Origin of the sequence: Neobacillus sp. KR4-4, assembly GCF_042136325.1 — a bacterium.
In the GTDB taxonomy this organism is placed as follows: Bacteria; Bacillota; Bacilli; order Bacillales; family Cytobacillaceae; genus Neobacillus.
Genome location: NZ_JBHHJU010000005.1, coordinates 64,885 through 86,344, shown reverse-complemented (window position 1 = coordinate 86,344; position 21,460 = coordinate 64,885). Strand labels below are relative to the sequence as shown.

22 protein-coding genes, 1 other RNA gene and 1 other annotated feature are annotated in these 21,460 nt (G+C 39.8%); of the genes, 22 read left to right on the top strand and 1 reads right to left on the bottom strand.

All coding sequences use genetic code 11. The features are described from left to right. Positions 1–7: 7 nt before the first annotated feature. The 4 genes from ssrS to ACE198_RS07110 all read left to right on the top strand — a co-directional run bounded on the left by ssrS (position 8) and on the right by ACE198_RS07110 (position 3,124). A non-coding RNA gene (gene ssrS / locus ACE198_RS07125) (6S RNA) lies at positions 8–206 on the top strand. A 158-nt stretch (positions 207–364) separates the two neighbouring features. Continuing rightward, positions 365–1,132 carry a tRNA threonylcarbamoyladenosine dehydratase gene (locus ACE198_RS07120; protein ID WP_251457502.1) on the top strand — a complete coding sequence of 256 codons (768 nt, stop codon included), beginning with the start codon at positions 365–367 and terminating at the stop codon, positions 1,130–1,132. Positions 1,133–1,257: 125 nt separating this feature from the next. Next, positions 1,258–2,187, top strand: coding sequence for an ABC transporter ATP-binding protein (locus ACE198_RS07115; RefSeq protein ID WP_251457499.1), 930 nt, complete (start codon positions 1,258–1,260; stop codon positions 2,185–2,187). Continuing rightward, on the top strand, positions 2,180–3,124 hold the full coding sequence (locus ACE198_RS07110; protein WP_375375082.1) for an ABC transporter permease: 945 nt from the start codon (positions 2,180–2,182) through the stop codon (positions 3,122–3,124). The genes ACE198_RS07115 and ACE198_RS07110 overlap by 8 nt, the downstream gene beginning before the upstream one ends. 53 nt (positions 3,125–3,177) lie before the next feature. On the opposite strand, the gene ACE198_RS07105 is transcribed toward ACE198_RS07110, so the two are convergent. Then, the gene (locus ACE198_RS07105; protein WP_375375081.1) at positions 3,178–4,449 is read right to left on the bottom strand and encodes a replication-associated recombination protein A; all 1,272 of its coding nucleotides are present in this window, start codon (positions 4,447–4,449) and stop codon (positions 3,178–3,180) included. 163 nt (positions 4,450–4,612) lie between these two features. Here ACE198_RS07105 and cymR point away from each other — a divergent pair, with 163 nt between their 5' ends. From cymR to ACE198_RS07015, 18 genes are all read left to right on the top strand, one after another. Beyond that, positions 4,613–5,032, top strand: coding sequence for a cysteine metabolism transcriptional regulator CymR (gene cymR / locus ACE198_RS07100; RefSeq protein ID WP_251457491.1), 420 nt, complete (start codon positions 4,613–4,615; stop codon positions 5,030–5,032). Positions 5,033–5,077: 45 nt separating this feature from the next. After that, on the top strand, positions 5,078–6,220 hold the full coding sequence (locus ACE198_RS07095) for a cysteine desulfurase family protein (protein WP_375375080.1): 1,143 nt from the start codon (positions 5,078–5,080) through the stop codon (positions 6,218–6,220). A 39-nt stretch (positions 6,221–6,259) separates the two neighbouring features. Continuing rightward, the gene (mnmA, locus tag ACE198_RS07090) at positions 6,260–7,378 is read left to right on the top strand and encodes a tRNA 2-thiouridine(34) synthase MnmA (RefSeq protein ID WP_285850963.1); all 1,119 of its coding nucleotides are present in this window, start codon (positions 6,260–6,262) and stop codon (positions 7,376–7,378) included. Positions 7,379–7,414: 36 nt separating this feature from the next. After that, positions 7,415–7,564 (top strand): hypothetical protein, encoded by a 150-nt coding sequence (locus ACE198_RS07085; RefSeq protein WP_375375079.1) that lies wholly within the window; start codon positions 7,415–7,417, stop codon positions 7,562–7,564. Positions 7,565–7,650: 86 nt separating this feature from the next. Then, the gene (locus tag ACE198_RS07080) at positions 7,651–8,304 is read left to right on the top strand and encodes a tetratricopeptide repeat protein (RefSeq protein WP_251457485.1); all 654 of its coding nucleotides are present in this window, start codon (positions 7,651–7,653) and stop codon (positions 8,302–8,304) included. A gap of 32 nt (positions 8,305–8,336) precedes the next feature. Further along, a complete protein-coding gene (gene recD2 / locus ACE198_RS07075; protein WP_251457482.1) occupies positions 8,337–10,787 on the top strand; it encodes an SF1B family DNA helicase RecD2 in 2,451 nt (816 codons plus the stop codon). A gap of 33 nt (positions 10,788–10,820) precedes the next feature. Next, positions 10,821–11,294: a PRC-barrel domain-containing protein gene (locus ACE198_RS07070; RefSeq protein ID WP_251457479.1), complete on the top strand. Its 474-nt coding sequence runs from the start codon at positions 10,821–10,823 to the stop codon at positions 11,292–11,294. An 11-nt stretch (positions 11,295–11,305) separates the two neighbouring features. Next, on the top strand, positions 11,306–11,497 hold the full coding sequence (locus ACE198_RS07065) for a hypothetical protein (protein WP_026563482.1): 192 nt from the start codon (positions 11,306–11,308) through the stop codon (positions 11,495–11,497). An 82-nt stretch (positions 11,498–11,579) separates the two neighbouring features. Beyond that, positions 11,580–11,714 carry a YrzQ family protein gene (locus tag ACE198_RS07060; RefSeq protein ID WP_098575590.1) on the top strand — a complete coding sequence of 45 codons (135 nt, stop codon included), beginning with the start codon at positions 11,580–11,582 and terminating at the stop codon, positions 11,712–11,714. A gap of 89 nt (positions 11,715–11,803) precedes the next feature. Further along, the gene (locus tag ACE198_RS07055; RefSeq protein ID WP_251457476.1) at positions 11,804–12,883 is read left to right on the top strand and encodes an AI-2E family transporter; all 1,080 of its coding nucleotides are present in this window, start codon (positions 11,804–11,806) and stop codon (positions 12,881–12,883) included. 63 nt (positions 12,884–12,946) lie between these two features. After that, positions 12,947–13,175, top strand: a binding site (T-box leader). A gap of 56 nt (positions 13,176–13,231) precedes the next feature. Continuing rightward, positions 13,232–15,868 (top strand): alanine--tRNA ligase, encoded by a 2,637-nt coding sequence (gene alaS / locus ACE198_RS07050; protein ID WP_251457473.1) that lies wholly within the window; start codon positions 13,232–13,234, stop codon positions 15,866–15,868. Between the two features lie 72 nt (positions 15,869–15,940). After that, positions 15,941–16,207, top strand: coding sequence for an IreB family regulatory phosphoprotein (locus tag ACE198_RS07045; protein WP_026563485.1), 267 nt, complete (start codon positions 15,941–15,943; stop codon positions 16,205–16,207). Between the two features lie 2 nt (positions 16,208–16,209). Continuing rightward, a complete protein-coding gene (gene ruvX / locus ACE198_RS07040; protein ID WP_098575587.1) occupies positions 16,210–16,626 on the top strand; it encodes a Holliday junction resolvase RuvX in 417 nt (138 codons plus the stop codon). Between the two features lie 12 nt (positions 16,627–16,638). After that, on the top strand, positions 16,639–16,950 hold the full coding sequence (locus tag ACE198_RS07035; protein WP_098575586.1) for a DUF1292 domain-containing protein: 312 nt from the start codon (positions 16,639–16,641) through the stop codon (positions 16,948–16,950). A 167-nt stretch (positions 16,951–17,117) separates the two neighbouring features. Further along, a complete protein-coding gene (mltG, locus tag ACE198_RS07030) occupies positions 17,118–18,254 on the top strand; it encodes an endolytic transglycosylase MltG (protein ID WP_375375078.1) in 1,137 nt (378 codons plus the stop codon). Between the two features lie 303 nt (positions 18,255–18,557). Next, positions 18,558–19,208 carry an O-methyltransferase gene (locus ACE198_RS07025; RefSeq protein ID WP_251457467.1) on the top strand — a complete coding sequence of 217 codons (651 nt, stop codon included), beginning with the start codon at positions 18,558–18,560 and terminating at the stop codon, positions 19,206–19,208. Next, the gene (locus ACE198_RS07020) at positions 19,205–20,134 is read left to right on the top strand and encodes a peptidase U32 family protein (RefSeq protein WP_251457465.1); all 930 of its coding nucleotides are present in this window, start codon (positions 19,205–19,207) and stop codon (positions 20,132–20,134) included. Before ACE198_RS07025 ends, ACE198_RS07020 begins: the two co-directional genes overlap by 4 nt. 54 nt (positions 20,135–20,188) lie before the next feature. Continuing rightward, positions 20,189–21,460 carry a peptidase U32 family protein gene (locus ACE198_RS07015; protein ID WP_251457462.1) on the top strand — a complete coding sequence of 424 codons (1,272 nt, stop codon included), beginning with the start codon at positions 20,189–20,191 and terminating at the stop codon, positions 21,458–21,460.

The following is a 21,460-nucleotide window of genomic DNA, read 5'->3' as shown; positions in this document are numbered from 1 at the left end:
ACAAAGAAGAGTCCTGAGATGTACGTTGCGTTGCCTGAAGTTTTGACCGAACATTAATTATTCGGGAGTCTAGAGTTTCCTGATTGCGTAAATGCCCCACTCTTATACGGGTAAGGGGACTTACAATTTCGGGAACAGGGCACCCCCCTGCTGAATGCGGGATCAAAACTAAGGATGTTAAAAGTGACGGCATAATTGGGACTCTTTTCAATTGCAAAATGCTCAACCTCCTGGAGATTTCGGGAGGTTTTATTTTGCTTTTTACTTGATTCATCCTATCAAGATGCTTGTTTTTGGTAGAGTGTATGATATATTTTTAATCGGGAAAAAGAAACATAACGAATTTATAATTGGAGTGAACATCATGTTGCATCAATTTTCACGGAACGAACTAGCCATCGGTAAAGAAGGCCTAGAAATTATGAAGAACAGTACGGTCGCTGTTTTAGGTATCGGCGGTGTCGGTTCTTTTGCAGCCGAAGCATTGGCCCGTTCAGGCGTCGGCCGGTTAATTTTAATAGATAAAGACGATGTGGATATTACCAATATCAACCGCCAGTTGATCGCATTGCTTTCCACTGTTGGAAGGCCGAAAGTGGAAATTATGGAGGAGCGGATTCGAGATATTAATCCTGAATGCGAAGTTATTTCCTTAAAAATGTTTTATACAGAAGAGACCTATGAACAAATTTTTAGCCATAATTTAGATTTTGTGGTTGATGCTTCAGATACGATTATTTATAAAATACATTTAATGAAGGAATGTTTAAAAAGGAATATTCCAATTATTTCAAGTATGGGAGCAGCCAATAAAATGGACCCAACCCGTTTTAAAATTGCGGATATTTCAAAGACCCATACGGATCCGATTGCCAAAGTCATCCGTACGAAACTGCGGAAGGAAAGAATCCACAAAGGAATTCCTGTTGTGTTCTCTGATGAAAGCCCGATTGTGATTCGTGAAGATATTAAAAAAGAAGTAGGAAATGAAAATGCACCCATCCGCAAAGCGCAAATGCCGCCAGCATCAAATGCCTTTGTACCATCAGCCGCTGGTTTGATTATGGCAAGCTATGTGGTGCGACAATTATTAAGCAGCATCAAAATTCAACGTGTATCAGATGAGAAATAAGCTTTTGATGGAGCCCTAAAACCTTAATTGGTTTGGGGTTTTTCTTATATTTTGAAGTTTTAGGGAGGTAAATTTTTCTAGAATAAGATAAACTAGTGTGAGAATACATAGTGAGGAGAGAGAGTTTGGAAAAAATTGTCGAGTTGAAAAATGTAACGAAGGTAATTAAAGGTCGAACCATCATAGATAACATTAGCTTTCAGGTAAATAAAGGAGAGGTATTTGGCTTTTTAGGTCCAAATGGCGCAGGAAAAACAACGACAATTCGAATGATCGTAGGATTAATGGCGATTACATCTGGAGACATCGAGGTTGGCGGTTCCAGCATTAAAACTAATTTTGAAGAGGCTGTTCGTCATATCGGTGCAATTGTAGAGAACCCGGAAATGTATAAATTTTTGACGGGGTACCAAAATTTGATTCACTATGCCAGAATGGCAAATGGTATTTCCAAAGAGAAGATTGCTGAAATAGTAGAACTTGTAGGATTAACTGATCGAATTCACGATAAGGTAAAAACCTATTCACTAGGAATGCGCCAAAGACTAGGATTGGCTCAGTGCCTCTTACATGACCCTCAAGTCTTGATTTTGGACGAACCAACAAATGGATTAGATCCCGCTGGTATCCGAGAGATCCGCGACTATGTCCGTCTCTTAGCACGTGAAAAAAATCTAGCTGTGATTGTTTCAAGCCATCTGCTTTCCGAAATGGAAATGATGTGTGATCGGATTGGCATTATCCAAAGTGGCCGCTTAATTGATGTACAGCTTGTCCAGGAACTTGTTCACGGTGCTTCTGAAACGACCCATGAACTGGAAGTAGTCCCCGCTGATAAAGCCTTACAGCTGATTGGTGTTCACTATCCCAATGCTCGAGCGAACCTTTCTAGGAATGGAATAACGATCGAACTTCCAAAGGAACAAATTCCTTCACTAATTAAAAGTTTCGTAACGGAGGATATTCAGGTTTATGGAATCAGGGAAGTTGCGAAGACATTAGAAGATCGTTTCCTTGAATTGACAACCGAAAAGGGGGTGCCAAACCGTGGTTAATTTAATTAAAAATGAATGGATGAAAATTTTTAAACGACCTGGAACCTATGTAATGATCGCCATTCTTGTTGTAATAACTGCTGCCTTTGGTATCTTTCATAAGTATCAAGAAAAAGATTTCAGCATCGATAAAAATTGGGAACAGACATTACAGCAGGAAAATGACGCATTAAAGAAGCAGATGGAACAAAGCACTTCAAAGCTGGAAAAGCAATTTTATAAAGAGGAAATCGCAATAAATGATTACCGTATCAAGCATCATATCCCCTTTCACGAAAAATATAATGTCTGGACATTTGTAAAAGATGCGTCCCAACTGATAATCCTGCCTGGATTATTTACAATTATCATTTCAGCTGGAATTGTCGCCAGTGAATTCAACTGGGGAACCATCAAATTGTTATTAATACGACCAATTAACCGAAGCAAGATATTGATCTCGAAATATTTGACTGTCTTATTGTTCGCGTTATTAATGCTTGGCATTTTATTTGTTTTCTCAGCTTTGCTAGGCGCACTTCTTTTTGGAATGCCAGACCAAGCTGTTCCATATCTAAATTATTCTAATGGCCAAGTAACGGAACAACCGATTGTTATTCACTTGTTAATCTATTACGGATTAAGTTCCATTGATACGATTATGTTAGCGACGATGGCATTCATGATTTCATCTGTATTCCGGAACAGTTCCTTAGCCATCGGCTTATCATTATTTTTATTGTTCACAGGGGCTCAATTTACTGTCCTATTGTCTCTTAAATTTAGCTGGGCTAAATACATCTTGTTTGCAAACACAAACCTTATGCAATATGTAGAAGGGACACCTATGGTCGAAGGGATGTCAATGACATTCTCAGTCATCATGTTACTCATCTACTTCGCGGTATTCCAATTCTTTGCCTTCACCGTCTTTAAGAAACGTGATGTGGCCTCATAAAAAACAAAAGGGTGTCAGGCACCATGTGAAGAATTCACATGGCGCCTGACACCCTATTTTTTCTTTGTTAACTTTTCGTATACGATTGCAAGGGCTTGTTCGAATTTTCCGGTTTTCTTTGGTTGGTAGTATTGTTTATGTTTTAATCGATCGGGTAGATATTGCTGTGGAACCCAGCCGTTCTCATAGTCATGTGGGTACTTGTAGTCGACTCCTCTGCCTAGTTCCTTAGCTCCTTTATAATGCGCATCCTTTAGATGGTCAGGTACTTCTCCAACGATCCCTTTTTGGATATCTTCGAGTGCAGCCTGAATAGCCAGAACAGCCGAGTTTGATTTTGGTGACAGACATAATTCAATCACGGCATTGGCCAGTGGAATTCTTGCCTCAGGAAAACCAATTCTCTCAGCCGTTTCAATCGCAGCTAACGTGCGTGCACCAACGGGTGGATTAGCTAACCCGACATCTTCATAAGCAATCACGATCAATCTTCGGCTGATACTTGGCAGGTCTCCTGCTTCGATTAATCGGCCCAGATAATGGAGTGCAGCGTTGACATCGCTCCCGCGGATCGACTTTTGAAAGGCAGAGAGGACATCATAATGCCCATCCCCGTCTTTATCTGCAACAAGACTCTTTTTCTGCAAACATTCTTCAGCTGTCTTTACATCGATATGAATGATGCCATGTTCATCTTTATCCGTTGATAATACAGCTAATTCTAAGGCATTTAGAGAACTTCTTACATCCCCATTGGATCCCTGGGCAAAATGCAGCAGGGCTTCATTGGCCATTTCTACTTTTATCTTTCCGAGTCCACGTTCCTCATCCTCGAGTGCACGATGTAATGCCAATTTTACTTCATCGGGTGTAGGTGGTTTTAATTCGAAGATCTGACAGCGGCTCCTGATTGCTGGGTTAATGGCGTGATACGGATTACTGGTGGTAGCGCCAATTAAGACGATCATGCCGTTTTCTAAGTAAGGTAATAAAAAATCCTGCTTCCCTTTATCTAAACGATGGACCTCATCAAGAAGCAAAATGACTTTTCCTGACATTTTTGCCTCGGCGGCAACAATTTCCATATCCTTTTTATTATTCGTGACGGCGTTAAGTGTCCGAAAGGCATATTTGGTGCTGCCGGCAATTGCACTGGCAATGGATGTTTTGCCTATACCGGGCGGACCATATAAAATCATCGAGGTCAGTTGTTTTGCCTTCACCATTCTTGATATGATTTTTCCATCGCCAACCAAATGCTGCTGCCCGACAACTTCTTCAATTGTTCTAGGCCGCATCCGAAACGCTAAAGGCTTTTGCTGCATGATTACATCTCTCCAAAATTCGAATAACAATCTAACTATATATAGCCTTACTTTACCATTTTCCGTTGAAAAAGCATATTAAAGAAGAATATGATATAATTAATGCCTATCAAATTACTATGGATTTTAAATTAAATTTTATAGATACGAATAGAGGTGCGATATGAAAATATCAACAAAGGGTCGCTATGGTTTAACGATTATGATTGAACTTGCCAAAAAGCACGGCGAGGGTCCAATATCATTAAAAACAATTGCACAAGCGAATGATTTATCAGAACATTATTTAGAACAATTGATAGCCCCATTGCGTAATGCGGGTTTAGTAAAAAGTATTCGTGGTGCATACGGCGGCTATATTCTAACCAACATCCCATCCAAAATTACTGCTGGTGATGTGATCCGTGTATTAGAGGGACCAATTGCCCCAGTGGAAGGGATAGAAGATGAAGAACCAGCTAAGCGGGAATTGTGGGTTCGAATTCGGGATGCTATTAAGGATGTGTTGGACAACACGACCTTAGAGGACCTAGCGAATCATAGTAATGACGAAACGCCAGAAGGATATATGTTTTATATTTAGGGTAAAAAAGTAACATTGAGAATTATTTTGATAGAAGGTGTAAATGTGGAACGAATCTATCTCGACCATGCGGCAACATCGCCTATGCATCCTATGGTTATTGAAAAAATGCTTGAGGTGATGCAATCAACTTTCGGAAATCCTTCAAGCATCCATTCTTATGGGAGGGAAGCCCGTCACCTAGTTGACCAGGCCCGTTCGGTGTTAGCAGGCAGCATTGGTGCAAAGGAAACCGAGATTATCTTTACAAGCGGCGGAACAGAAGCGGATAATATGGCGTTATTTGGAGCCGCTGAAACGTATCAACATAGGGGCAAACATATAATCACCACTGAAGTGGAGCACCATGCTGTCCTCCATGCCTGCCAAAAATTAGAAAAACTAGGATATGAGGTCACTTATTTACCCGTCGATGATAGTGGCCAAATTTCGTTGGCAGACCTTCAAGCTGCACTAAGAAAAGATACCATATTAGTGTCGATTATGTACGGTAACAACGAAGTAGGAACGCTCCAGCCAATAACGGAGATTGGACTGTTATTAAAAGATCATCAAGCAATCTTCCATACGGATGCTGTCCAAGCATATGGTGTTGAAGAAATAGATGTCAATCAAAGTTTCATTGATTTATTATCTGTTTCAGCTCATAAAATCAATGGACCAAAAGGAGTAGGTTTCCTTTTTTCAAAATCTAATATTAAGCTTTCTCCACGTTCCTTCGGTGGTGAGCAAGAACGAAAAAGACGGGCAGGGACGGAGAATATTGCCTCAATAGTTGGTTTTCATGAAGCTGTTTTAATATCAAATGAAAATCGTGAGGCAAAGCGCAAACAATTCCTAGATCTGAAACGAACGTTAATTGATAAGCTGCAAGAGCTAGATGTAGAATTTAACATAAACGGATTACTTGATAACTCTTTGCCACATGTATTAAACTTAAGCTTTCCTGGGACAAGTGTGGAAGCAATGCTCGTCAATCTTGATTTAGCAGGTATTGCTGTATCGAGCGGCTCCGCCTGCACTGCGGGCTCAATTGAACCTTCCCACGTGCTTGTTGCCATGTTTGGAAAAAACTCAGAACGATTAACTAATTCGATTCGGTTCAGCTTTGGTTATAATACAACCATTGAAGAAGTTGTTAAGGCTGCGGAAGAAACTGCTAGAATTGTTACCCGTTTGAAAAAATAAATTTAGTAAAAGCTTTTGGCAATAGAGAGGTGAAATTCATTGGAAACAAAAGATCCGAAAAATACAAGAGTGGTAGTCGGAATGTCAGGTGGAGTAGATTCTTCTGTGGCAGCACTTTTGTTGAAGCAGCAAGGCTACGATGTCATCGGTATTTTTATGAAAAACTGGGATGACACAGATGATACCGGTTTTTGTACTGCAACAGAAGATTATGAAGATGTCATACGTGTATGTAACCAAATTGGCATTCCATATTATGCAGTTAATTTCGAAAAACAATATTGGGATAAGGTATTTACCTACTTCCTTGAAGAATATAAAGCAGGACGGACCCCTAATCCGGATGTTATGTGTAATAAGGAAATTAAATTTAAAGCTTTCCTTGAACATGCCATGAATTTAGGAGCGGACTATTTAGCGACCGGTCACTATGCTCAAGTTGAGTATCGGGATGGAGAATATAAGATGCTGCGCGGTCTGGATGAAAATAAGGATCAAACCTATTTCTTGAACCAATTGACCCAAGAGCAATTAAGTAAGGTAATGTTCCCAATTGGTAATCTTGAAAAACCAAGAGTCCGGGAAATTGCGAAGGAAGCAAACCTTGCCACGGCTGCTAAAAAAGATAGCACGGGGATTTGTTTTATTGGCGAACGGAATTTTAAAGAGTTTTTAGGTCAATATTTACCTGCCCAGCCAGGGAATATGGAGACGTTCGCCGGTGAAGTTAAAGGTAAACACGAGGGCTTGATGTACCATACGATTGGTCAGCGCCATGGTCTAGGGATTGGCGGTTCGGGTGAGCCGTGGTTTGCAATTGGTAAGGATTTAGAAAGAAATATCCTTTATGTCGGTCAAGGTTTTCATCATGAAAAACTCTATTCAGACTCGATTACGGCTGTCAATGTCAGCTGGGTATCCGACCGTGAAAAGCCAGCGGAATTTAAATGTACTGCAAAATTCCGCTATCGCCAGGAAGACAATAACGTAACCGTTCGTCTCTTAGAAGATAATCAAGTGGAAGTTATTTTCGACGAACCGATTCGGGCAATTACACCAGGACAAGCAGTTGTGTTTTACAATGGTGATGAATGTCTTGGCGGTGGGACGATTGATCATGTTTTTAAAAATGGTGAACGTTTAACCTATGTGGGATAATAGAAGACCTGATTCCTCAAATGGAATCAGGTTTTTTTGTGGGTAATTCAAGGGTTTGGCGAAATAAAAGTGAAAGTTGGCGAAATCTCCCCAGAGTTTGGCGAAATAAAAATTAAAGTTGGCGAAATCCCTCTAGAGTTTGGCGAAATAAACTTCAAACTTGGCGAGATCCCAAAGGGCAGTTAAATAGGGAATACCCCGTTTGGTTACAACTCTTGAAATTATTTTTTAATAAAATATGATATACTTTCTCTTAGATTGGAGTGGTACTAATGGATAAAAACCAATTAGGTGTACAATACATGCAGGATGGCAATCTGGAAGAGGCGGCAAAGGCCTTTAATGAAGCCATTCAAGAAAACCCAAACGACCCAGTTGCCTATATAAATTTCGGAAATGTACTTTCTGCAGTTGGGGACGACGAAAAGGCTCTTAATTTTTATCAAAAAGCCATTGAAATAGATGATAACGCTGCGGCTGCTTATTATAGTATTGGGACTTTGTTATTTAGCAAGGACCTATTAAACGAAGCTAAGAATATGTTTGAGACTGCAATGAAAAAGGGTCTGCAATCCAGTGATAATTATTTCATGTTAGGGCTGACGCTTGTTCAATTAGATCAAGGGAAATTTGCTCTCCCTTATCTACAAAGAAGTGTGGAGTTAAATGAAACTGATGCGGAAGCTCGTTTTCAATACGGATTATGCCTTGCACAACTAGAATTCATCGCTGAAGCTGTCATTCAATTTGAAAAATGTATCGAATTGGATCCAACACATTCCGATGCCTTTTATAATTTAGGTGTTTCCTACGCATTTCAAGACAATCCAGCGAAAGCATTAGAAATGTTAAACAAAGCACTCGACATTCAACCCGACCATCTGCTCGCAGGTCATGCGAAAAAATTAATAGAAAACAATCAATAATACTCATTATTATATAGAAGGGAGGGAGCTAAATGGAAAAGCAAGACACGTTGGATTTATTTGCTGAACAGGGGAAATTTGTAAAAGGCAGACCGATTGTCACCATTTTTCACAATGAACAAAACCTTTACACGGTTTTACGAATAAGAGTCGATGAAACCAATCATTCTTATGAGGACAAAGAGGCTGTGGTCACCGGTTATTTTCCAAAAATCCATGAACAGGAGACCTATATCTTTTTCGGGGAATTTAAGGATCATCCTAAGTTTGGACTGCAATTTCATACCAATCATTTCCGCAAAGATATGCCCCAATCGAAACAAGGGGTCATCAACTATTTATCAGGTGAGATGTTTAAAGGTATTGGGAAAAAGACGGCCGAAAACATTGTTGAAACCTTAGGAGAGGACGCCATTTCAAAGATTCTCCACCAGCCGTCATTGCTCGACTCCATTCCAAAACTCCCTCCAGAAAAAGCAAAAATGCTTTACGATACATTAATGGAGCATCAAGGGTTAGAGCAAGTCATGGTCGCTTTAAATCAATATGGCTTCGGACCTCAAATCTCGATGCGGATTTATCAAGCCTATAAAGAACAGACGCTTGAAATTATGCAGAAGAATCCTTATAAACTTGTTGAAGATATAGAGGGAATCGGTTTTGGCCGGGCGGATGAACTCGGGTACCAACTAGGGATTTCTGGGAATCACCCTGACCGGATTAAGGCAGCCTGTCTCTACATCCTTGAAAATGAAAGCATGCAGACGGGGCATGTTTACATCCATGCTGAGGACTTATTGGAACAGGTAAAAGACCTTTTAGAAGAGAACAAGCGCGATCAAATAGAATACATAGATATTTCAAATGAAGTCATCAAGCTGCAAGAAGAGGGCAAATTAATTGGTGAAGAGAAACGCGTGTACTTACCATCCTTATATTTTGCCGAAAAAGGGCTAGTAACAAATATCCAGCGTATCCTCGAACAAACCGAATATAAGGATCAATTTCCGGAATCTGAATTTCTTCTCTCATTAGGAAGTTTAGAGGAACGACTGGGTGTCCAATATGCACCCTCGCAGCGTGAAGCCATCCAAACGGCGTTAATGTCGCCTATGTTGATTCTAACTGGTGGACCAGGGACAGGAAAAACTACGGTTATCAAAGGAATTGTAGAACTTTATTCAGAACTGCATGGCTGTTCCTTAGAGCTTAAGGATTACCAGAAAAAAGGCGAACCCTTTCCGTTCTTATTAGCAGCCCCGACTGGAAGAGCCGCTAAAAGGATGAGTGAATCGACCGGCCTCCCTGCGGTAACCATCCATCGCTTACTTGGATTTAATGGTCAAGAAGGATTTGACCGTGACGATGCAAGTCCGCTCGAAGGGAAAATTATCATCGTAGATGAAACCTCTATGCTCGATATATGGCTTGCAAATCAATTGTTTAAGGCGCTTCCCGAAAATATCCAAGTCATCATGGTTGGTGATGAAGATCAATTACCATCGGTCGGACCGGGACAGGTCTTAAAAGATTTGCTCACATCTGAACGGATTCCAACCGTACGGTTAACGGATATTTACCGACAGGCAGAAGGTTCTTCAATTATTGAACTTGCCCATGAAATTAAAAAAGGCTACTTGCCCGCTGATATCACTCAGAAGCAAGCAGATCGGTCGTTTATTAAATGTTCAACAGCCCAGGTAGCACAAGTGGTTGAAAAAGTCGCCTTTAATGCGAAAAATAAAGGCTATTCCGCAAAGGATATTCAAGTGTTAGCGCCTATGTACAGGGGGCCTGCTGGAATTGACCGCTTGAATGTTTTATTACAGGAAATATTTAATCCTAATCCTGATGGTAAAAGAAAGGAAATTGCTTTTGGTGAGGTCAAATATCGGATTGGTGATAAAGTACTCCAACTGGTGAACCAACCAGAAAGCAATGTTTTTAACGGGGATATTGGGGAAATTATCTCGATTATCTATTCGAAGGAAAACACCGAAAAACAGGATATGATATACATTTCCTTTGAAGGCAATGAAGTCGAGTACACTAGACAAGATTTAACTCAAATTACCCACGCCTATTGCTGCTCCGTCCATAAATCGCAGGGCAGTGAATTCCCGATTGTCATTTTGCCAGTGACAAGAAGTTATTATCGGATGTTACGTAGAAATTTAATCTATACAGCCATCACACGAAGTAAACAATCCTTAATTCTTTGCGGTGAAGTCGATGCTCTTAAAATGGGCGTAGAAAGAGCGGATGAACTTTCCCGTCAAACTACATTGTGTCAAAAGCTGCAAGAGTCGATTGCACCGGCTTCACATGTTGGTAAAAAGCATGAATCAAATACAGCGATAGAAAGTAATGACCAAGGTGAAGAAATAGGTTCTGCCATGTCCTACGAAGAAAAATTCATGCAGGCTAATCCAATGGTTGGAATGGAAAACGTTTCACCTTATGATTTCATGGCAAATGACTAACACTATGAATGTTCACAGGAGGTGGGACACTCTTTGCGGACATTCTCTTTATTAAAAGGACAGCCTGTTTTTGAAACAAACAGCGGTCAGAAAATTGGCGAGGTAAGTGATTTATGTATCTCGAGCACCGGCAGGGTAGACGGATTATTGGTAAAAAAAGGCGTTTTTTTCAAACAATCCTTTTTTTTGGATATCCAAAAAGTGGCTTCCTTCGGTGTAGATGGGGTAATGATTGAGGATAACACCTCTTTAGTAAAGCTGAAAGACCCCCAATATACACTTACACATCAACAGCCATTAGACGGGATGATGATGCTTTCAAAAAGCGGGGAATCCCTTGGTTTGTTAAAAGATGTATATTTTCAGGAGGAATTGGGCACAATCATAGGGTACGAAATCACGGATGGCTTCTTTTCGGATCTTACGGAAGGCAAACAAGTCATTCAATCCGGGAAGCCCTTAGCAATCGGAAAGGATGCCATTATCGTAGATGTAAATAATACGTGAGGTGTCTTTCCATGTTAAAGTGTCCCAATTGTCAAAGTAAGGATATCGGTAAAATTGGAATTAACCAATATTATTGTTGGAATTGCTTTATTGAACTTTCAGTAAACAAAGGCCTAATCAATACCCATCAAGTCGAAGAAGACGGGTCACTTAGTTCCTTGGACGATTTGTTTGAAGAAGAAGAGCGTCGTTACACCCTTTAAGAGAGAAAAGCGGAAACGCTATGCTAGACCGTTATCAAAGTGAGTAGAAACTTATTTAACGTCTATTAAAGAGGTGAAACGTATGAATAAAATGATGACGACGATGATTGCGTTTGGTGCGGGGATGGCAGCCTATAATGTCGCCCAAAGAAATAATATGATGTCCACCCGCAATATGAAAAGAATGACAAAGAAAGTAAAACGAGCGATTTTTTAGAACGAATCCCCCTCGCAGCAGAGGGGGATTATTAATGCATATTTTTACCGAGTGTCTCTAACACTAACCTGAAGGGAGGCTCGGATAATGTGGAAATTCGTATGAAGTGGTATTACCGCATCGGTTTTTTACTCCTTTTATTAATTGCTATTTATGTTTTTCTAAAAATCCGCTTTGTGTGGCTGCCTATTTTAAGGGTGGTTATCCTTATTATTCTTCCCTTTGCAATTGGAGCATTTATCACCTACTTGCTCCATCCAATTGTGGAAAAATTACATCAAAAGGGTCTCCACCGTGGATTAGCTATTTTTCTAATTTATATCTTATTTTTTGGTGGACTCGGCTTTTGCGTGTATAAAGGAGTTCCAGCAATCATTGACCAAATAAAAGATCTCTCTGAAAGTGCACCAGTATTAGCAGAGCAATACAGAGGTTGGATTACTACGCTTCAATCGCACACACGGGAATGGCCAGATGGTCTGCAGACTAGAATGGATGAAGGCATTGATGCGTTTGAAAAAAAACTGGATTCCTTATTAACGGTCATTGTCAATATTTTAATTAAGTTTCTTAATTCAGCATTAATTATGATGATCATTCCATTTATTGCCTTTTATATGTTAAAGGATTTTCCGTTGATCAAACGGGCAATTTGGTATATAACACCTAAACAATGGCGGAGAAAAGGGACGCTATTCCTGAAGGATGTGGATGAATCCCTTGGCAGCTATATTAGGGGACAACTACTGGTATGTATCATTATTGGCAGTGTCTCTGCCCTATTGTTTTGGCTGTTCCATTTAAAATATCCGTTAATATTAGGTTTAATAGTGGGGATTACAAACGTCATTCCCTATTTTGGGCCCATCATCGGGGCAGTCCCGGCCGTCATTATCGCTGCCACATCATCCGTAAAATTAGTATTGATTACATTAGTTATCGTGTTTGGTCTCCAATTTCTTGAAGGAAACATTTTATCCCCTTTGATTGTGGGGAAAAGTCTTCATATGCACCCCTTAATTATTATGGCTGCATTAACAGCTGGAGGAGAAATCGGCGGGATTCTGGGACTGATCTTGGCCGTCCCGGTCCTTGTGGTGATCAAAGTAGCCATAATTCATGCGAAAAATCATTTTATTCGAAGGAATGCAAAGGAACCTAGCACTTAAGCGGAAAGATTGATTTGACAAACTTTTTTCGGGTGTCTATAATTCGTGTTATAGAGTCATTGGATGAAAATGTTGAAGGATAAAGTATGTTGTAGTCCATCTGTATCGCATTTGCGAAGAAGAGAGGAGCTTCCCTAGCTGAAAGAAGCTCTAGATGAAGGACGACAGAAAGCTAATCTGGAGTGCAGCTAATCACTGCCGTATGCCTGCGTTAAGGGTTTTTTGAGAGATGGATACGTTTTATTGTATCCATAATCAGGGTGGTACCGCGAGATAGGCTCTCGTCCCTGTTTTTTGGGATGAGGGCTTTTTTGTATGCTTTTTTATAAAAAAGGAGGTCTTCTACATATGAAAGATTTAACAGGTTCACAAATTCGTTCCATGTTTTTAGAGTTTTTTAGCAAAGAAAAAGGTCACACGATTGAGCCAAGTGCATCACTAGTGCCTCATGATGATCCATCACTTTTATGGATTAACAGTGGTGTCGCAACCTTAAAGAAATATTTTGATGGACGTGTTGTTCCTGAAAATCCGAGAATTACAAATGCACAAAAATCAATTAGAACCAATGACATTGAGAATGTTGGGAAAACGGCTCGACACCATACATTCTTTGAGATGCTTGGTAACTTTTCCATTGGTGAATATTTTAAGGTGGAAGCGATTGAATGGGCGTGGGAATTCTTAACATCTGAAAAATGGATTGGCTGGGATCCAGAACTTCTTTCAGTTACGATCCATCCTGAAGACAACGAGGCATATGACATTTGGAGAAACACCATTGGTTTGCCAGAAGAGCGTATTATTCGTTTAGAAGGGAACTTCTGGGATATTGGAGAAGGCCCAAGCGGCCCGAATACTGAAATTTTTTATGACCGCGGTCCAGAGTATGGAAATGATCCATCAGACCCAGAGCTTTATCCAGGCGGTGAAAATGACCGTTATTTGGAAGTATGGAACCTTGTATTTTCACAATTCAATCATAATCCTGACGGCACTTATACACCGCTGCCAAAGAAAAATATTGATACGGGGATGGGATTAGAGCGTATGGCTTCTGTTGTACAAAACGTCCCTACCAATTTTGATACAGATTTATTTATCCCGATTATTCGTGCAACAGAAGAGATCTCTGGTGAAAAGTACGGTCAAAACAAAGAAACCGATGTTGCGTTCAAAGTAATTGCTGACCATATTCGGACGGTTGCTTTTGCTGTCGGAGATGGAGCATTGCCATCCAACGAAGGCCGTGGCTATGTACTTCGCCGCCTGCTGCGCAGAGCTGTTCGGTATGCCAAACAAATCAACATTAATCGTCCATTCATGTATGAACTCGTACCAGTAGTTGGCGAAATTATGGATGACTTCTATCCAGAAGTAAAGGACAAAACAGATTTCATTCAAAAAGTTATCAAAAGTGAGGAAGAACGCTTCCATGAGACACTTCATGAAGGCTTAGCGATTCTAGCAACTGTCATTAAGAAGGAAAAAGAAAAAGGCAGTGATACCATCAAAGGTGCTGATATTTTCCGACTTTACGATACCTATGGATTCCCTGTTGAATTAACAGAGGAATATGCCGAAGAAGAGGGGATGAAGGTAGACCATTCCGGCTTCGAGGTCGAAATGGAGCAGCAGCGTGAACGTGCCCGTGCAGCAAGACAAGATGTTGATTCGATGCAGGTTCAAGGTGGAGTCCTTCGTGATGTAAAGGTTGAGAGTAAATTTGTTGGCTACGATGAACTCAAAACAAATTCTACTATAGCAGCGATTATTAAAAATGGTGAACTTGTTGACAGTGCGACAAGTGGTGAGGAAGTACAATTAATTCTAGATGTGACACCATTCTATGCCGAGAGCGGCGGACAAATTGCTGACCGTGGTGTAATTGTAGGTGAAGGCAGCAGTGTTGCTGTTAAGGACGTACAAAAAGCACCAAATGGTCAAAATCTACATCAAGTCATGGTTACAGCTGGAACCTTAAGAACGAATGACAAAGTGAAAGCTGAAGTGGATGCCGAAAATCGTGTCAAAATTATTAAAAACCATACAGCGACACATTTGTTACACCAAGCCTTAAAAGACGTACTTGGCGAGCACGTGAATCAAGCGGGTTCCCTCGTAGAACCTGATCGTCTCCGCTTTGATTTTTCGCATTTCGGTCAAATTAAGCCAGAAGAACTTGAACAGGTTGAACAAATCGTCAATGAAAAGATCTGGAGAAATATCGAACTGGATATCAGCTTAAAACCAATTGCTGAAGCAAAAGCAATGGGAGCGATGGCTCTTTTTGGCGAAAAATATGGTGACATTGTTCGTGTCGTAAGAGTGGGAGACTACAGTCTTGAGCTTTGCGGCGGATGCCATGTACCGAATACCTCGGTGATTGGATTATTTAAGATTGTTTCTGAGGGTGGAATTGGTGCTGGTACAAGAAGGATTGAAGCAGTAACCGGTGAATCGGCTTATAAGTCCCTAAATGAGCAGGTTGGTATGTTAAAGGATGCAGCTGAGAAACTAAAAACCAATCCTAAAGATATCGCTGCAAGAATTGATAGTTTGATGCTTGAAATCAAACAACTTCACAGAGAGAACGAATCTCTTGCAACGAAGCTTGGAAATATTGAAGCTGGAAATCTCGTAACCAAAGCAAAAGAAATTGATGGGGTGACTGTATTAACGGCAAATGTTCAAGGTGCTGATATGAACAACCTCAGAAATATGGCGGATGACTTAAAGCAAAAGCTTGGCTCTGTTGTGATTGTTTTGGGAAGTGCACAGGAAGGAAAGGTAAACTTAATTGCAGCGGTAACGAAGGATCTAATTGAAAAAGGTTACCATGCTGGTAAGTTAATCAAAGAAGTTGCTACACGCTGCGGCGGTGGCGGCGGCGGTCGTCCTGACATGGCTCAAGCTGGTGGGAAAGACCCAGAAAAGCTTGATGCAGCGCTTCAATTCGTTGAGGAATGGGTAAAATCCATTTGATATTGAAATAAAGTAGTGTAAAATGAAGAGAAATAGAATAATTTTCCTCAAATAAAAAGCGAGGTGCATGCAATGAGCTCATTTGACAAAACGATGCGATTCAATTTTCCTGAAGAACCATTTGAACATGATATCAATGATGTTCTTAATCAAGTGTATGAAGCTTTGCAGGAAAAAGGCTATAACCCGATTAACCAAATTGTTGGTTATCTATTATCAGGAGATCCTGCCTACATTCCACGTCATCGTGATGCTCGCAATATAATTCGCAAGCTTGAACGTGATGAAATTATTGAGGAATTGGTAAAATCCTATCTTAAACAGCAGCGAGAGGGTTAATAATGCGCTTATTGGGTTTAGATGTAGGCACGAAGACAGTCGGTGTGGCGTTAAGCGATGAATTCGGCTGGACTGCTCAGGGCCTCACCACTCTTAAAATCAATGAAGAAAGAAATGAGTTTGGTTTTGAGGAAATTGGTCAATTAATAAAAGAGTATCAAGTAGAGAAAGTTGTTATCGGTCTGCCTAAAAATATGAACGGGACGATCGGACCACGTGCAGAAGCAAGTATGCAATATGCCGATGAAATTGAAAAGCAATTTGCCGTTCAAACAATTCTTTGGGACGAGCGTCTTACAACTATGGCAGCTGAGCGCGTATTACTTGAGGCCGATGTGAGTCGGAAAAAACGGAAGAAAGTTATTGATAAGATGGCAGCAGTAATGATTTTGCAAGGCTATCTTGATAGTAAAAATTAATGAGGTGAAGAAATGGTAAACGAGCACGAGCACGAACATGAAGAGGAACAATATATTACATTAGTAGACGAAAATGGTAATGAACAGTTACATGAAGTACTTTTTACTTTTGATTCTGAGGAATTCGAAAAGTCCTATGTATTCTTTTATCCAGTCGGATCTTTTGATGATGAGGAAGAAGATGTCGATATCCATGTCTATGCCTACATTCCAACAGAAGACGGCGGATATGGTCCGTTAATGCAAATTGAAACAGACGAAGAATGGGACATGGTTGAAGAAGTTTTCAATACCTTCAACGAAGACCAAGAAGACGAAGAATAGAAACAGAAAAACCGGCCATTTCCATGGTCGGTTTTTTTTATGGATTTCGTTTTAAAATCTGACAAATTTATTGTTAAATTGACATTCTTCTTACTATATGCTGAAATAATTAAGATGGTCTATTTTTTCGTACGTAGTTCGATGAGTCAAAGGAAAGGGGGAGTCAAATGACAACAAACCATACAGATACAAAAAAAGATGTTATTCGTAAAAAAATGTTAGAACATCAAAAAGAAGCAAAAGTTGTCAGAAAGATAGTTTTGATTATTTCTATTTTATTGCTATTATTTATACTCTTAATCAGTGGTGGAGGATATTTGTATATAGATTCAGCGCTTAAACCTATTGACGCAGATAGCAAGAAGTTTAAACAGGTTGATATTCCGTTAGGTTCATCGGTAACTGGTATTGCCGAAACATTAGAATCAAATGGCATAATAAAGAGTGCAAAAGTATTCAAATATTATGTTAAGTTAAAAAATGAAGGCGGGTTTATGGCAGGGCAATATCAACTAAGTCCGTCTATGGATGTCCCTGAAATCGTCAACCGCCTCAAGACGGGAAAAGTACTGGCACAAGCCAGCTTCAAAATTACAATACCAGAAGGTAAACAACTAAGGGAAATCGCTGTGATCATGGCGAAAGCAACTAAGCAGAATGAAAATGATGTTTTTAATAAATTGAACGATCAGGAATTTATTAAATCATTGATGGCTAAATATCCTGATATCTTAACAGAGGAAATCTTAAATTCCTCAGTGAAATATCCTCTTGAGGGGTATTTGTACCCTGCAACCTATCCGTTTTATAAAAATAATCCCTCAGTGGAGGAAATGGTTGCTGCTATGCTTACGAAAACTCGGACAGTATTATCTGACTATGCGGAACAAAGTGAGAAGAAAAAGCTATCTGTTCATCAACTTTTGACGATGGCCTCCTTAGTAGAAGAGGAAGCAACCGAAAAGGCAGACCGCAAAACGATTGCAAGTGTTTTTTATAATCGCATAAAAAAGGGAATGATGCTCCAAACAGATCCAACTGTTCTCTATGCACAAGGGAAACACAAGGCAAGGGTATTATATAAGGATCTAGAAGTGGAATCTCCCTATAACACTTATCAAAATACCGGTTTACCTCCAGGACCAATTGCCAATGCTGGAAAGTCTTCGATTGAAGCATCACTTGATCCTGCGCAAACAGATTTTTATTACTTCATAGCAACAGCTGACGGAGAGGTTATTTTTACAAAAACACTCGAAGAACATAATAAAGAAAAAGCAAAACATATTACTAGTAAAAAATAAAGGCTTCTACGAGGGAAACAATCGCTTTCCCTCGTTTTTTTGTTGAAATTTACGTTTGGTTTATGATAAAATAGTTCAAGTATTTTAATAAAGGATCCATAGCGTAACTCACAGTAAAGGTACCCTAAGCAGCAACTGCTTGGAACGCATGATGGCGGATTTTTGCCGTTAAATGCTGAAGATTACTGTGAACGCTATTTTTTCATGTCTAAAGAGCATTATGGATAGAGATAATAAAAGTATTTTACTTAGAGAATTGCTACATGAGTGCAATTCTTATTTAAGGATAGAGGTGAGGGCAGCTTGTTAAATGAAAAGCTGCATTCTTATATAGAAGGTCTTATTTCAGAACGAGATCCATTACTAACAGAAATGGAAAACTATGCAAGTATTCATAATGTTCCTATTATGGAACTCGCGGGTATAGAAACCATGCTTCAATTATTGCGGCTTCACCGTTCGGCAAGAATTCTTGAGGTAGGCACGGCAATCGGTTATTCAGCCTTACGAATGGCTGATGCGTTGCCAAAAGCCCATATCGTTACCATCGAACGTGATATGGAACGGCTGCAAGTGGCAGAGGAATTTATTCAACGTTCGGAACATCAAAATCAAATTACTTTGATTAAAGGTGATGCACTAGAAGTTGAGGATGCTGTGAAAGACCATGCCTCATTTGACGTCATTTTTATTGATGCAGCAAAAGGTCAATATAAAAAGTTCTTTGAGATGTATTCAAAATATTTAAGTGATGATGGAATGATCATTACTGACAATGTTTTATTTAAAGGACTGGTCGCTGAACCAGAAATTGAAACGAAAAGAATTCGTAATCTCGTCAAAAAAATTGATGAATTTAACCACTGGTTAATGAGCCATCCAGATTATCATTCGGTCATTCTACCTGTAGGGGATGGGGTTGCGATCAGTAAAAGAAGAGGTGAGAGGGAATGAAAAAACCGGAATTACTTGTAACTCCGTTGACAGTTGATGATATCTTGCCATTAATTGAAGCAGGTGCAGATGCGTTTGTAATTGGTGAACAACGCTATGGGCTGCGGCTGGCGGGTGAATTTACTCGTGACGATGTACAAAAAACGATTGAACTAGCTCATTCAAAAGGTAAAAAAGTCTATGTGGCCATGAATGCGATTTTTCATAATGAAAAAATTGATGAATTAGATGATTATATTAAATTTGTTTCTGACGCAAAGGCTGATGCGATTATTTTCGGTGACCCAGCCGTTTTAATGACTGCCAGAGAGGTTGCTCCTGATATGAAACTCCATTGGGGTACGGAAACCACTGGAACAAACTGGTTTACTTGCAACTATTGGGGAACAAAGGGTGCAAAAAGAGCTGTCCTTGCCAGAGAAATAAACATGGACGCCATTGTGGAAACAAAAGAAAATGCAGAAGTGGAAATCGAAGTTCAAGTTCATGGGATGAGTTGTATGTTCCAATCGAAACGTTCCTTGCTGGGAAATTATTATGAATACCAAGGGAAGGTATTAGAAATCGAAAACCGCAAAATGGAAAAGAATATGTTCCTGCATGATAAAGAACGTGAGAATAAATACCCCATTTTTGAAGACGAAAATGGAACCCATATTATGAGTCCAAATGATATTTGTATCATTGATGAATTGCAAGAAATGTTAGAAGCGGGTGTAGATTCGTTTAAAATAGATGGAATCTTAAAAAGCTCTGAATATATTCTTGCAGTAACAAAGGCTTACCGGGAAGCCATCGATTTATTTAGTGAAGATCCAGACGCATATGAAGATAAAAAGGACGAGCTTTTAGCTGCAATTGAAGAAATTCAGCCAGAAAATCGTTCATTAGATACAGGATTCTTTTTCAAAGAGACCGTTTATTAACAGAAAAGTGGAAGCGCCTAGGCGCAGAAGCTAGACAATTGGAGGGGTTCAGCTATGAGTACAGTTAAAGATAAGATTTCTGAAATTATCGATGGAAAACGTGTCATTGTTAAGAAGCCGGAACTCCTTGCTCCAGCTGGAAATCTTGAAAAATTAAAAATTGCTGTCCATTATGGTGCTGACGCCGTGTTTATCGGTGGCCAGGAGTATGGACTTCGTTCAAATGCAGACAACTTTACCTTCGAAGAAATGAAAGAGGGTGTAGAGTTTGCTAAGAACTATGGAGCAAAGATTTATGTAACTACTAATATTTTTGCTCATAATGAAAATTTGGACGGATTAGAGGAATATATCTTAGGCTTGAAGAAAACAGGAATTGCGGGAATTATTGTTGCAGACCCGTTAATTATTGAAACTTGCCGCCGTCTTGCACCGGAAATTGAAATCCATATTAGTACACAACAATCACTTTCTAACTGGAAGGCAGCTCAGTTTTGGAAAGAGTCAGGGGCAGAGCGAGTTGTTTTAGCACGTGAAGTAAGCGCAGAAGAAATTAAGGAAATGAAAGAAAAGGTCGATGTCGAGATTGAAACCTTTATTCATGGTGCCATGTGTATCGCTTATTCAGGCCGTTGTACTTTGAGTAACCATATGACTGCGAGAGATTCAAACCGTGGCGGCTGCTGTCAATCATGCCGCTGGGATTATGATCTTTACCAACTGGAAGGCAGCAATAAAGAAGTGGCTCTCTATGAAGAGGGAGACGCTCCATTTGCAATGAGCCCGAAAGATCTTAACTTAATTCAAGCAATCCCGCAAATGATTGAACTTGGAATCGATAGTTTAAAAATTGAAGGCAGAATGAAATCCATTCACTATATTGCAACAGTCGTTAGTGTATACCGCAAAGTAATCGATGCTTATTGCGCCGATCCTGAGAATTTTGTTATCCAGAAGGATTGGTTAACAGAGCTGGACAAGTGTGCTAATCGAGAAACAGCACCAGCATTTTTTGAAGGTGTTCCGGGGTATAAAGAGCAGATGTTTGGTAATCATAGCAAGAAGACAAATTTTGAATTTGTAGGTCTTGTTTTGCATTATAATCCAGAAACCCAAATGGTTACACTTCAGCAGCGAAACCATTTTAAACCAGGTGAAGAAGTGGAATTTTTTGGACCTGAAATTCAAAACTTTACACATGTCATTGATAAAATATGGGATGAAAAAGGTAATGAATTGGACGCAGCAAGACATCCACTTCAAATTGTACAATTTAAATTGGACAAACCGGTCTACCCTAACAACATGATGCGAAAGGAGAACTAG